Consider the following 13283-nt stretch of genomic DNA (forward strand, 5'->3'; position numbering starts at 1 on the left):
GCGATGAAGACTGGGATCCGAGCCGCACTGGGAAGCGGCTTGCTGGCGGCGCTGCTGGCGCAGCCGGCGGCGGCGGGGGTGCTGACGCCCGAACTGGCCGCAAAGATGGCGGAGCACAAGGCGGCGGACGTGCTGCCCGTGATCATCCAGTTGCCCGACCGCGTCGACCTGAGCAACTTCAAGGTGACCGACCGGCGCAAGCGCGACAACGCGGTAGTGAAGGCGCTGAAGGCGAAGGCCGGGGCAGGGGCGTCGACGCTGTGGCCGCTCCTGGCCCAGTTCGGCGTCGCGAATCCGCAGCAGCTGTGGATCATCAATGCAGTGTCCGTCACGCTGCCGGTCTGGGCCCTGCAGGAACTTGCCCGCAACCCGCTGATCGGCCGGATAGGCTACGACGGTCCGGTACTGTTCGCCAGCGCGCCCAAGGCCGCGGCGGTGCCGTCGGGCCGCTGGAATCTGGACGCGGTCGCGGCGCCGGCGCTGTGGGGAATGGGACTGAACGGTGGCGGTGCGGTGATTGCGAGCCTGGACACCGGGGTTGACGCCGCGCATCCCGACCTGGCGGCCAGCTGGCGCGGCGGCACCAACAGCTGGTACGACCCCTATGCCCAGCACGCCACGCCCTACGATTTCAGCGGGCACGGCACCCAGACCGTGGGGCTGATGGTGGGCGCGTCCGCCAGCGGCACGCCGATCGGCATGGCGCCCGGCGCACGCTGGATCGCGGCCAAGGTTTTCGATGACAGCGGGACGGGAAGCCTGAGCAAGATTCATCTCGCTTTCCAATGGCTGCTGGATCCCGACGGCAATGTGGCGACCTTGGACGCGCCGGACGTGGTCAACGCGTCCTGGGGCCTGAACGGGCTTGCGCCCGGCAGCTGCAACGCCGAGTTCGCGGGTGACATCCAGGCGCTGAAGGCGGCGGGGATCTCGATCGTATTCGCGGGCGGGAATGGCGGACCCGATCCGGCGACCAGCATTAGTCCGGCCTCGAACCCCGGGGCGGTCGCCGTCGGATCCCTCGATGCCTCGCTCGCGCTCGATCCCTACAGCAGCCGTGGCCCGTCCGCCTGCGACGGCGGCGTGTATCCGAAGCTGGTCGCGCCCGGCGTCAACGTCGTCAGCACCGACCTGTCGTTCGGCGGCATGCCGCTGTACGCCACGGTGTCGGGCACCTCGTTCGCCGCACCGCACGTGAGCGGCGCCCTGGCCCTGCTGGCGGGAGCGTTCCCGGCGGCGCCGCTGTCGACGATCGAGACCGCGCTGGTCGACAGCGCGCGCGACCTCGGCGACGCCGGGCCCGACAACCAGTACGGCTATGGCGTTATCGACGTCGGCGCGGCGCGCGAGCTGCTGGCCGCGCGCGCCGGCGGCGGCGCCCCGGTCATCACGTCGGCCGCGCCGGCTTCCGTGATGGTGGGGCAGACCTATGTCTACGCGCTGCAGGCCAGCGACCCCGAGGGCGGCAAACTGGCCTATGCGCTGAAGACCGCGCCGGCCGGCATGGCCATCGATGCCGCCACCGGCGTCATCAACTGGATCCCGACCCTGCAGCAGGTTGGCACCCAGGGCGCCGTGGCGCAGGTCACCGACCCGTCCGGACTGCAGGCCACGCAAGGCTTCTCGGTCACCGTGCAGAAAGCGAACAGCGCGCCGCTGGCGGGTGCCGACAGTTATACGGTCGCCACCAACACGATCCTCTCGATCGCCGCACCGGGCGTGCTGGCCAACGACCGCGATCCGGACGGCGATCCGATCCAAGCCTTCCCGGTGACGGCGCCGGTGCACGGAAGCCTGGTGCTGAACACCGACGGCAGCTTCCGGTATACGCCGGTGTCCGGCTACAGCGGCGCGGACAGTTTCAGCTACCGCGCCGCCGACGCCTCGGCCAGCAGCTCGGCGGCAACGGTGAGTCTGGCGGTGCAGGCGGCCGCCAAGGCCCCGCTGGCGGTGGCGGACAGCTATACGGCGCCGGTCTACCGCAGCGCGCCGTATGCGGCGCGCACGCTTGCCGTGCTCGCCAACGACAATGCGAATGGCGGCACGATCGCACCGTCGACACTGGCGATCGTGAACGCGCCGGGAAAAGGCGGCACCGCCAGGGTCAATGGCGACGGCACCGTCTCCTACACCCCGGCGCTCAGGTTCAGCGGCAACGAATCCTTCACCTACCGGGTGAAGAATACGCAGGGACTGTGGTCGAACACCGCCACGGTCACCGTCAAGGTCCAGTGAGGCGGCCATGGGCATGAGGTTCGGGCACCGGGCAGTGGCCGTCCTGCTGGCCGCTGGATGCTTGCTGGGGCAGGTGTCGGCCGCCGCCCAGGCCGCGCAGAAGGCGCCCGCCGTCACGGCGGCGGCGGCCGGAGAGCGCATCTACCGCAGCGGCGTCACTCGCGACGGCACGGCGATCCGGGGCGTTGGCGCGAATGGCATCGTCCTGCAAGGCCAGGAAGCGGCCTGCGTGCAATGCCACAGGCCGAGCGGCTTCGGCACCGCGGAAGGCGCCTTCGTGGTGCGGCCGATCACTGCGAACGACCTGTTCCATGAACGCGCCCCTGCAGCCGCCAGCCAGAGAATCGCCCACCAGCTCGGCAAGCCGCAGCGTCCTCCCTACGACGACGCGAGCCTGGCAAGGACCCTGCGTAGCGGTGTCGACATGCGTGGAGAAGCACTCGGCGCGCTGATGCCGCGGTATGCGCTGTCGGCGGGCGACCTGCGCGACCTGATTTCCTACCTGCACACGCTCGGCGCGGCAGCACCCGAAGGTGTCGATGACCGCGATGTGCATTTCGCGACCGTGATCCAGCCCGGCGTGCCGCCACCGCGGCGGGCCGCGCTGCTCGCGGCTCTCGACGCCTTCATCCGCGACAAGAACGCAGCGGTGCGTTCGGAGCCGGCGCGACGCAGCGCCGGCGCCATGCGTATGCAGCGTGCATATCGCCGCTGGGTGTCGCATGTCTGGCAACTGGAGGGGCCGCCCGACGGCTGGGGCGAACAGCTCGAGCGCTTCTACCGTTCGCAGCCGGTGTTCGCACTGGTCTCCGGGCTGGGCGACCAGGACTGGACGACGGTGCACCGGTTCAGCGAACGGCGCAAGCTGCCATGCATCTTGCCGCAGACCTTGCTGCCGGCGGTCGCGGCGCCGAACCGCTACACGGTCTATTTTTCGGACGGCATCGTCCTCGAGGCGGAAGGCCTGGCGCGCCACTTGGCCGGTACCCTGCACGCCGGCCGCGTGACCCAGGTCTACCGCGGCGGCGACCCGCTGGCGGAGACCGCCGCGGCGGCGCTGCGGCGGGCGCTGCCGGCGGACCGGATCGAACTGGCCGACCAGGTGCTGCGGGACCAGCCCCGGCCGGACCTGCGGCTCGGCCGTGCGGGCGACATCGCCACCGTCGTCTGGCTCGACGCGGGGCGGCTTGCGGGCTTGTCCCCGCCGGCGGACGGTACGATCTACCTTTCCGGTTCACTGGCGCCGGTGGCGCCGCCGGGCTGGGAGCGCAGTTCGCTGGTCACGCGCTGGGACACCGGCGCCGCGCATGAGCGTCGCGTGCGCCGCGTGCGCGACTGGCTGCGGGCCCGCGGGATTCCCGACGGCGAGGAAGCGGTGCAGGTCGATACGCTGTTCGCCCTGTCGATGGTCGGCGAAGCCATGATGCACATGCTGGACAGCTTTTCGCGTGAGTACCTGGTCGAACTGGTCGAGCACAATGTGAACGTCACGGTGCTGCCGTCGATGTATCCGCACCTGAGCCTGGGCCGCGACATGCGTGTCGCCGCGCATGAAGTCTATGTGAGCGGCGAGACGGAGCCGGTAAGCGCCTCCGTGGCCGCCGCGGGTCCCTGATCCTGCCGATACGAGTTTCTCTGGAGGTCAACATGTCAAAGTCCGATCGAGGCCGTGTCCTGTACAGGTCCCTGGCCATCCTGGTACTGGTGCTCGGTGGTGCAACGATGCCGTGCCATGCGCACGACCAGTCGAAAGCGGGCGCGGCCGTCCCGCTGCCGCCGCTGGTACGGAGTGCGGGCATGTACCGGCCGTCGCCGGCGCCGATCGCGCTGACTCGCGCCGACGGCAAGCGGACCTTGCTGGAGGAGGAACTCGCCTTCGACGGCCCGGTGCTGCTGAACTTCGTGTTCACCACCTGCTCGACGGTATGCCCCATCGCCAGCCGTACCCTCTCGGAGGTGCCGGCCAGGCTACGGCGCGGCGAGCATGTCCGCATGATGTCGATTTCCCTCGATCCGCTGAACGACACGCCCGAGGCCTTGCGCGCCTATGCGGCGAAATTCGGCGCCGGCCCCGAGTGGCGCTTCTACACCGGGAGCGTCGATGCCAGCGCGTCCGCGCAGCGCGCCTTCGACCTGTTCCGGGGCGACAAGATGAACCATGCCGCCGTCACACTCGTGCGGCCGGCCGGCAGCCGGAACTGGGTGCGGCTGGAGGGCTTTCCGAGTGCCGACCAGCTGGTCGCGGAACTGCGGGGTAAATAAGGTAAACCCCGTAGGCCGAAATAGGGTGCGCCGCATAGGGGCGGGATGCATCCGTTTTAGTACAGTGCCTGCATGAAGGTTCGAGCAGGCAGGCCAGTCATGTATTCCCATCCATACTGTCAAGCGCGCAGTTTCGCGATCCAGGCCGGCCCCGCCGGCGCCGGGGAACGGCAATGAAGTTCCAGGCAAGGATCATCCGCGGCGGCGCGGACATCGCGACGCTCGACATCGACGCCATCGACCGCGACGATGCGGCACGCCAGGTCCTGGCGCAGGGCCATGCCCTGCTGTCGCTGCGAAGCGCCGCGGCCTGGGGCAGGGTGTTCCACCGCCGGCCGCCCCGCTTTCCGCTGTCCCTGTTCAGCCAGGAGCTGCTGGCCCTGCTCAGGGCGGGACTGGCGGTCGTCGAGGCGCTCGAAACCCTGGCGGACAAGGAAAGCCGGCCCGAGATCGCGCGCGTGCTGCGGCAGATGGTGGCCCTGCTGTACGAGGGCAGGCCCCTGTCCTATGCCATCGAGCATGGCGGCGCCGCAATGCCCCCGCTGTATATCGCGACCCTGCGCGCCAGCGAGCGCACCGGGGCGCTGGAAGAGGCGCTCGGCCGCTACATCGACTACCAGGGCCAGGTCGATCGCCTGCGCCGCCATCTCGTCGGCGCGTCGATCTATCCGATGGTGCTGGCCGTGGTCGGCGTGCTGGTGACGCTCTTCCTCATGATGTACGTCGTACCCCGTTTCAGTATGGTCTATGCGGACATCGGCGGCGAACTGCCATGGGCGTCCCGCTTGTTGATGACGGCAGGACAATTCCTTGGCGAAAATCGTCTAGGTATCCTGGCAGCGGGCGCCGCCTGCCTTGGCGGCACCGTGTATGCCGCGCGGCTGGCACCGGTCCGTGCCTGGTGCCAGCGCCGGGCATGGAAGCTGCCGGCCGTCGGTGCGCGGCTTCGCCTGTTCTATCTTTCTCGCGTGTACCGGACCCTCGGTATGCTGCTGCGTGGCGGCTTGCCGATCGGCACAGCGCTGCCGATGGTCAGCGATCTGCTGCAGATGCAGATGCGGTCCCAGCTGGCAAGAGCGGCGCGGCACATCGGTGAAGGACATGCGATCTCGCGTTCCATGGAGGATTTCGGCCTGACCACTCCGGTGGCGGTGCGCATGATGCGGGTCGGCGAACGCACCGGCCAGATGGGCGAGATGATGGAACGCATCGCCAGCTTCTACGAAGAAGAGCTGGCCCGCTGGATCGAGCAGTTCACCAAGCTGTTCGAGCCGATCCTCATGATCCTCATCGGCGCCATGATCGGCGGGATCGTGGTGCTGATGTACCTCCCGATCTTCGACCTCGCGGGGAACATCCAATGAACGCCGCCGTCATCGCCGATGCCGCGCGCGACCGGTTTTCGCCCGAGGAACTGCGTGCGGCGCGGCGGCAGGCGGGCGACATGCCGGGACGCGCCACCGAGATCCTGGAAGAGGCCGCGGGGCTGGACCCGCAGCGATTCCTCGCCCGCCTCGGGCGGACGCTGGGCTATGCGCCGGTCGATGCCGCCATGCTCGCCACTTTCATGCCGCTGTTCGACAGCATCGGCTTCCGCGACGCGAGCGAACGCCGCTGCATGGCGATGCGGGATGCCGACGGCCTGCCGCTTGCCGTTACCGCCGATCCCCTGGCGCCGGGGCTGGCGGCCTGGGTCGAGACCCGCCTGCCGGCCGGCTTCGGCTGGCGGCTGGTGCATCGGCTCGACCTGCAGGCCTTCCTGCGGCGCCATGAGGAAACCCTGCGTGCCATGGACAGCATGGTCCCGCAGGCCGGCACCGACGTGCAGGCCGACCAGGAGCCGGACGAGCTGACTTTCCTTCGCATCAGCGAGCATGCGAGTCCGGTAGTCAAGCTGGTCGATTCCACGCTGTACGATGCGGTCAGGCTGGGCGCCAGCGATATCCATCTCGAAACGGGACACGCGGGCCTGTCGATCAAGTACCGGGTCGACGGGGTGCTGACCCTTGCCGCCACGCTGGCGGGGGCCGACCAGGCCGAGCAAATCGTCTCGCGCATCAAGGTGATGGCCGAACTCGACATCGCGGAACGCCGGGTGCCGCAGGATGGGCGCTTCAAGGTCACGGTGCGCCAGCGCCAGGTGGACTTCCGCGTGTCCATCATGCCCAGCATCTTCGGCGAGGATGCCGTCCTCCGGATACTGGACAAGCAGACCTTGTCGGACCAGATGCGCGGCCTTCGGCTCGACAGCCTGGGGTTCGATGCCGAGGCGGTGGCCATGATGCGCCGCTTGTCCGGTGTCCCGTACGGCATGGTCCTGGTGACCGGGCCGACCGGCAGCGGCAAGACGACCACGCTGTATGCCGCGATCGCCGAGATCAACCACGGACTGGACAAGATCATCACGATCGAGGATCCGGTGGAATACCAGTTGCCGGGCGTGCTGCAGATCCCCGTCAACGAGAAGAAGGGACTGACCTTCGCGCGTGGCCTGCGCTCGATTCTGCGCCACGATCCGGACAAGATCATGGTGGGCGAGATCCGCGACGCCGAAACGGCGCAGATCGCGGTGCAGTCGGCGCTCACCGGCCACCTCGTCTTCACGACCGTCCACGCCAACAATGTCTTCGACGTGATCGGGCGCTTCATGCACATGGGCGTCGATCCCTACAGTTTCGTGTCGGCGCTGAACGGCGTGATCGCGCAGCGTCTGTTGCGCGTGAATTGTCCGGCCTGCAGCCAGCCCATGGCCCCGGATCCGGCCCTGCTGGCGGAATCCGGCATCGATGGATCGCGCGCCGAATGCGCGCGCCTGATGGCGGGCTGCGGCTGCGGCGCGTGCCGCGGCACCGGGTTCAAGGGCCGCCGCGCGATCGGCGAACTGCTGCTGCTGAACGACGAGATCAGGGAACTCATCGTCGCACGCGCGCCGCTGCGCCTGATCCGCGAAGCCGCCGAGCGCAATGGCACACGTCAGCTGCGCGAGATCGCCGTCGATATCGCACTGTCGGGCCAGACCACCTTGCAGGAGATCAATCGTGTCACCTTTGTCGTTCGTTGACTGGAACATCCGCCTCGGCCACGCCGCGGTGGGCGTGCGCCGACGTCATTCCACGCTCTCGCCGCGTGGCTGGCAACGCAGCGAAACCGGTGGCGCGCTCTCGTACGCCGATACCGATGGCGGGGCCGGCGTGGCCTGGCCGTCAGCGCTCGAAGCGCTGGCGCGGCAGCTGGACAAGCTGGGCCAGCCGGGCGGGCGGGCCCGCGTGGTCCTGGCCGACAGCATGGTGCGTTACGCGGTGCTGTCGAAGACGGCGGCGCTGGTGAACGAGGACGAGGAGGCCGTCTACGTGCGGCACCGGTTCGGCCAGCTCTACGATGCGGGCACGGCCGCCTGGGACATCCGGGTCGACCGCCGGCATGGCGAGCGGCCGCGCCTGGCCAGCGCTGTCGATCCGGACCTGATCGCGACGCTGGAGGAAGTGCTGCGTGAGCACGGCATCCGCCTGCGCTCCCTGGTGCCGGCGCTGGCGGACAGCGCCAACCGCCATCTGCCCCAGCTCATGGAGCCGGCGGGTTGGCTGCTGCTGCATGACGCCGGCAGCCTGGGCATGGTGCGCTGGGAGGAGGGGGCATGGATCTGCGCCCGCAGCTTGCGGGTGACGCCCCAATGGCGCTTTGCGCTGGCGGACCTGCTTGCGCGCGAAGAGTGCCTGCATGACGGGCAGCGCGAAGCCGCGGTGGTATACCTCGACGACGACGCCCGGGGTGCGGAGCCGGTGCCGGCGCCGGGCTGGCGCATCGTGCCCCTCGGCGGCGCCGGCGTCGCGGGGGGCGAGGAATGAAGCGCATGCACCTGCTCCGCCTGGACCATGGCGAACAAGCGCCTCGCTGGCTGCGGGCGCCTGCGCTGGCCCTCGCCGCGGCGCTGCTGGCTTGCGGGGCACAGGGGCTGTATGCCTTGCGGCTGGCGGAGTCGGCCCTGCAACTGCAGCAACTCGAAGAGGCGCGCCAGCAGGCGGCCGGAGTCGGCGCGCCGAAGCAGGCCCAGGAGCGTCCGCGCAAGCGCGTCGCGCCATCCGACGAGACCCTGGCCGCGCAGCTGCGTGCGGAACTCGCGAAGCCCTGGGAGCGCCTGTTCTCGGCGATCGAGGACAGCACGGGAGCCGACGTCAGCCTGCTGTCGCTGACGCCCACGCCTGGGCGGCCGCAGCTCCAGTTGGGCGGCGAGGCGCGCAGCATGGCGGCGCTCCTGGCCTTCCTGAAACGGCTGCAGGAAAGCGGCGCCTATCCGGGCGTGTACCTGCGCGAACACCATGTCGATCCGGGCGACCCCCGGCAAGCGGTCAGGTTTTCGATGGAATTGAGATGGGAGAGAAGCATATGAGCATATCCGCCTTCATTGCCCAGGCCCGTACCGGATCGCGGCCCGTGCGATTCCGGCATGAGGCCCTGGCGGTCCGGCTGGCAGCGCTAAGGCAACGCCTGCGCCTGTTGCGGGGCCGGCTCGGTTCCCAGGGAATGGCAGCGATTTTGCTGGCGTTCGCCGCGGCGTCCCTGTATCCCTTGTCGATCGCGCCTTCGCTCGACGCGATCGCCGCCAGCCGGCAGCGCCTGAGCCTACCGCGTCCCCAGCGGCCGGCGGTCGCCGACCCGGTGCCCGCGGACGGCATCGAGCGGCTGCGGAGTGCGCTCGCCGACGAGCGCGGGTTCCCGGACCGGCTCGACCGCCTGGTGGGCTATGCGGGCGAATACGGCTTGTCCCTGAACGACGGTGCATATTCGGTCACCAGGGAGGCGCGCGGTCAGATCGTGCGCTATGAGGTGACGCTGCCCTTGCATGGAAGCTATCCTCAGGTACGCCGCTTCCTGTCCGCCGTCTTATCGCGGGAGCGGGCCGTGGCGCTGCTGGACGTGCAGTTCCGCCGCGCGAAGCTCAGCGATCCGGTCCTCGATGCGACCGTCAGGCTTGCCTATTTCATGAGGCCGGCGCTGTGATCGCCACTTTGCGCAAGCGTCGCCGCGCGGGCTTGAGCCTGGCGTTCGCCGGGCTGCTGGCGGCCTGCTGGAGTCCCGAACAGGTATCCGAGCCGGTACGCCGAACCGCGCGCGTGGCACCGCGGCCCGCGCCTGTGGCAAGCTCCTCGTCCTCCGCACCACCGGTAGCCGTAGCGCAGGCGGCGGCGCCGGCCGATCCGCCGCCCGCCGTGAAAGCCGAGATCGCCGATCCCTTTGCCGCCACCAACTGGTCGGTTCCGGCGCCTCCACCGCCTGCGGGCGAAGCCAGCCCGCAGCCCGTCGCCTCGGCCCCCCCGGCGCCGCCCGCGGCCCCCTCGGCGCCACCCAACCCCTTCGTCTACGTGGGCAGCTACAAGGATGGTTCACAGCAGGTGGTGATGCTGATGCGCGGCGAGCAGTTGCTGCTGATCCAGCAAGGAGAGACGATCGACAATACCTACCGGCTGGAGCGGATCCTGCCGGGCGGGCTGGTCATGACCTATCTGCCGCTCCAGTTGCGCCAGTCCGTTCCCATTACCGATCCGGTTTGAGGCCACACCATGATTACCTCGCATGCCCGCCGTCTGACCGTCCTGTGCAGCACCGTGGTCGTGTTGCTGAGTGGCTGCGCCGCCGAGCGCCTCCAGCGCGAAGGCATGCAGCTGATAGGCTCGGGCAAGCCGGAAGAAGGCTTGCACAAGCTCGAGGAAGCCAGCGCGCTGGAACCGGGCAACGCCGCCTATCGTGCCAACCTGCTGCGCCAGAAGGCCGATACCGTCGCCGGCCTGCTCGAGAAAGCGGATGCGGCGCGCGCAGCCCATCGCGACCAGCTCGCCCGGGAGCTGTATGCAAGGATCCTGCGGATCGCTCCCGTGGACCGCGGCGCCCGGGCCGGGCTCGAGGCCCTGGACCGCGAGCAGCGCCATGCCGCCTGGCTCGACGCCGCGGCCGCGGCACTGAAGAACAACGACGTCGATGCGGCCCAGGTATACATCCACCGTATCCTGCTCGAGAACGACCGGCATGCCGGGGCCCAGGCCCTTCAGCGCCAAATGGACGAGCAGCGCGCCACCATCCTGGCGTCGGGAACGGGTTTGAATGCCAAGTTCCGCCGCCCCGTGACCCTGCAGTTTCGCGACGCGACCCTGAAAGTGGTGTTCGAAGCCCTGGCCCGATCCAGCGGGATCAACGTCCTGCTCGACAAGGAGGTCAAGACCGATACCAAGATCTCCATCTTCGTCAAGGACATCGCCGTCGCGGATGCCATCGACCTGATCCTCCTGCAGACCCAGCTGGAGAAGAAGCTGCTCAGCGATAACACCATCCTGGTCTACCAGAACACCGCGGCCAAGATCAAGGAGTTCCAGGACCTGAAGATCCGCAGTTTCCATCTGGTGAATGCGGACGCCAAGCAGCTCGTGACGATGATCAAGACGCTGCTCAAGACCAAGGACATCTTCGTCCACGAAAAGACCAATTCCATCATCATGCGCGACACCCCGGACGTGATCGAACTGGCCGGCCGGCTGGTCGAGGACCAGGACATCGCCGACCCGGAAGTGATGCTCGAGGTCGAGGTACTCGAGGTCGGCCGGTCCAAGCTGTCGGAAATCGGCGTGAACTACCCGTCGTCGCTGAACTTCTCGCTCCAGGCCAACGGGCTGGCCGCGGGACTGCCGGTCGAGTCCTTCCGGCATATCAATGGCGACAACATCATCGTCAGTCCGATACCCGCGCTCACTTTGAACATGTTGTGGCAGGACGGCGACTCGAACCTGCTGGCCAGCCCCAGGATCCGCGCCCGCAACCATGAGAAGGCAAAGGTCATGATCGGCGACCGGGTTCCGGTGATCACCAATGCGATCACGCCGGTATCGACGGGAACGCCGGTGGTGACCGGGAACGTCCAGTACCTCGACGTCGGACTGAAGCTCGAGGTCGAGCCGGAGATCCACCTGGACAATGACGTCAGCATCAAGGTCAATCTCGAAGTCAGCTCGATCGTGAAGGAAGTGCAGAACACGGTGTCGGGCACGCTGGCTTACCAGGTCGGCACCCGCAATGCGACCACCGTGCTGCGCCTGAAGGATGGCGAGACGCAGATTCTCGCCGGGCTGATCAACGACGAAGACCGCGACAGCGCTAGCCGCATCCCTGGCCTGGGCAGCCTGCCGGTACTGGGGTCGCTGTTTTCGAGCAGGAAGAACGACAAGCGCAAGACGGAGATCGTGCTGTCGATGACGCCGCACGTGGTCGGCGGCCGGCGCAGCGCCGACGCCCGCAGCGCCGAGTTCTGGGCCGGTACCGAAGCGACGCCGCGCAACGGCACGCTGATGGCGCGGTCCTTCGGCCAGGTCAGCACGTCGGCAACGGGCAGCCGGCCGGGGCCGCACACGGCGCTGGTCCCGGGCCAGCCGTCGGCGCCGCCCCCGCCGGCCGTGCCCTCCGGACAACCGGTGATGCTGACATGGCAGGGTCCAAGCCAGGCGAAGGTGGGCGAAAAAGTCAGCGTCACGCTCAATGCCCAGAGCGCGCAGGCCGTGAAATCCCTGGCGCTGGTACTCGAATACGATCCGGCGGTGCTGCGTCCGGTGGACGTAAGCGAAGGCAATTTCGTGACCCAGGCCGGCGCACCGTCCCAGTTTTCCAAGAACCTGGGTACCGGCAACGGCCAGATCGCGATCAGCCTTGCGAACGCCGGCACGGCCGGATCGAGCGGAGCGGGCAGTGTCGTCAGCGCCACCTTCGAGGTCCTCGCAAGCGCGCCCCAGACCCAGATCAAGGCCGGCAGCGCAACCGGCACCGATCCGGGCGGCCAGGCTTTGCCGGTGAATGCGACGGCACCGCTGTCGCTGGAGACCTCGCTGTGAGCCGCGGGTTTACCCTGATCGAGATGGTGATCACGCTCGCCATCGTCGGCCTCCTCGCCAGTGTTGCCTTCCCGATGGCCGAACTGGCCGTCAAGCGCGAGCGCGAGGCCGAACTGCGGCGCGTGCTGATCGACATGCGGGAGGCGATCGACGCCTACCACCGGGCGGTCGAGGAGGGCAGGATCATCCGCTCCGCACGCAGTTCGGGCTACCCCCCCAGCCTCAAGGTCCTCGTGGAAGGCGAGCGCGACGCCGCCGACCCGAATGGCAAGGTGCGCCTCTATTTTCTGCGCAGCATTCCCCGGGATCCCATGGCAAGCGATCCCGCGCTCGATAACGATGCGACCTGGGCCAAACGCGAATACGCGAGCAGCGCCGACCAGCCGCGCGAAGGTGAGGATGTGTACGACGTCCACTCGCGCAGCGAAACGGTCGGCATCAATGGTGTTCCCTACAGCCGGTGGTGATCGCGATGAGGCCGTCCAAGTTCAGGAGGATGGGATTCACGCTGGTGGAACTCCTGGTTGTCCTCAGCATCATCTCGCTGCTGCTCACGATCGGCGTTCCCCGTTATTTCCACAGCGTCGATCTGTCGCGCGAAAAAGTATTGCGGGCCGACCTCGCCGCGATGCGTCATGTTCTCGACAAATACTACGAGGACCATGGCGTGTATCCGGAAACCCTGGCTGAGCTTGTCAGCCAGCATTATCTGCGCGCGATTCCGGTGGACCCCTTGACAGGCAAGGCCGACAGCTGGGTGGCGGTGCCGCCGGATACCCCGGAAAAGGGTGGTGTCGCCGACCTCCACAGCGGGGCCGAGGGCAAGGCACTGGACGGCAGCATCTATGGAGACTGGTGATGGTTCCCCGACGTAGACCCTTGTACCCCTGCGCCCGCGACGGCGGCTTTGCCTATCTC

12 protein-coding genes are annotated in these 13283 nt (G+C 68.3%); all 12 read left to right on the forward strand.

Annotated features, from left to right (window positions below; translation table 11 throughout):
• The first annotated feature begins 3 nt into the window (after positions 1 to 3).
• The 12 genes from AC1DOQ_RS14575 (at position 4) to AC1DOQ_RS14630 (ending at position 13224) form a co-directional block, all read left to right on the forward strand.
• Positions 4 to 2235: a S8 family serine peptidase gene (locus tag AC1DOQ_RS14575; RefSeq protein ID WP_477365268.1), complete on the forward strand. Its 2232-nt coding sequence runs from the start codon at positions 4 to 6 to the stop codon at positions 2233 to 2235.
• A gap of 13 nt (positions 2236 to 2248) precedes the next feature.
• Positions 2249 to 3850 carry a hypothetical protein gene (locus tag AC1DOQ_RS14580; protein WP_477365271.1) on the forward strand — a complete coding sequence of 534 codons (1602 nt, stop codon included), beginning with the start codon at positions 2249 to 2251 and terminating at the stop codon, positions 3848 to 3850.
• 32 nt (positions 3851 to 3882) lie between these two features.
• Positions 3883 to 4497, forward strand: a complete 615-nt coding sequence (locus tag AC1DOQ_RS14585) for an SCO family protein (RefSeq protein WP_477365273.1) — start codon at positions 3883 to 3885, stop codon at positions 4495 to 4497.
• A gap of 173 nt (positions 4498 to 4670) precedes the next feature.
• Positions 4671 to 5861 (forward strand): type II secretion system F family protein, encoded by a 1191-nt coding sequence (locus AC1DOQ_RS14590; protein WP_477365276.1) that lies wholly within the window; start codon positions 4671 to 4673, stop codon positions 5859 to 5861.
• Positions 5858 to 7558, forward strand: coding sequence for a GspE/PulE family protein (locus tag AC1DOQ_RS14595; RefSeq protein WP_477365279.1), 1701 nt, complete (start codon positions 5858 to 5860; stop codon positions 7556 to 7558). Before AC1DOQ_RS14590 ends, AC1DOQ_RS14595 begins: the two co-directional genes overlap by 4 nt.
• Before the next feature lie 130 nt (positions 7559 to 7688).
• Positions 7689 to 8342, forward strand: a complete 654-nt coding sequence (locus tag AC1DOQ_RS14600; protein WP_477365282.1) for a hypothetical protein — start codon at positions 7689 to 7691, stop codon at positions 8340 to 8342.
• 5 nt (positions 8343 to 8347) lie between these two features.
• Positions 8348 to 8884, forward strand: coding sequence for a PilN domain-containing protein (locus tag AC1DOQ_RS14605; RefSeq protein WP_477365285.1), 537 nt, complete (start codon positions 8348 to 8350; stop codon positions 8882 to 8884).
• Complete coding sequence (locus AC1DOQ_RS14610) at positions 8881 to 9495, forward strand: hypothetical protein (protein WP_477365288.1); 615 nt, start codon at positions 8881 to 8883, stop codon at positions 9493 to 9495. Before AC1DOQ_RS14605 ends, AC1DOQ_RS14610 begins: the two co-directional genes overlap by 4 nt.
• Positions 9492 to 10046 carry a hypothetical protein gene (locus AC1DOQ_RS14615; protein WP_477365291.1) on the forward strand — a complete coding sequence of 185 codons (555 nt, stop codon included), beginning with the start codon at positions 9492 to 9494 and terminating at the stop codon, positions 10044 to 10046. Before AC1DOQ_RS14610 ends, AC1DOQ_RS14615 begins: the two co-directional genes overlap by 4 nt.
• A 9-nt stretch (positions 10047 to 10055) precedes the next feature.
• Positions 10056 to 12365 (forward strand): cohesin domain-containing protein, encoded by a 2310-nt coding sequence (locus AC1DOQ_RS14620; RefSeq protein ID WP_477365294.1) that lies wholly within the window; start codon positions 10056 to 10058, stop codon positions 12363 to 12365.
• Positions 12362 to 12832 (forward strand): type II secretion system protein, encoded by a 471-nt coding sequence (locus AC1DOQ_RS14625; RefSeq protein WP_477365297.1) that lies wholly within the window; start codon positions 12362 to 12364, stop codon positions 12830 to 12832. The genes AC1DOQ_RS14620 and AC1DOQ_RS14625 overlap by 4 nt, the downstream gene beginning before the upstream one ends.
• A 29-nt stretch (positions 12833 to 12861) precedes the next feature.
• Positions 12862 to 13224: a type II secretion system protein gene (locus AC1DOQ_RS14630; RefSeq protein ID WP_477365300.1), complete on the forward strand. Its 363-nt coding sequence runs from the start codon at positions 12862 to 12864 to the stop codon at positions 13222 to 13224.
• The last annotated feature ends 59 nt before the right edge of the window (positions 13225 to 13283 follow it).

Source organism: Massilia sp. 01N417, from assembly GCF_056399645.1.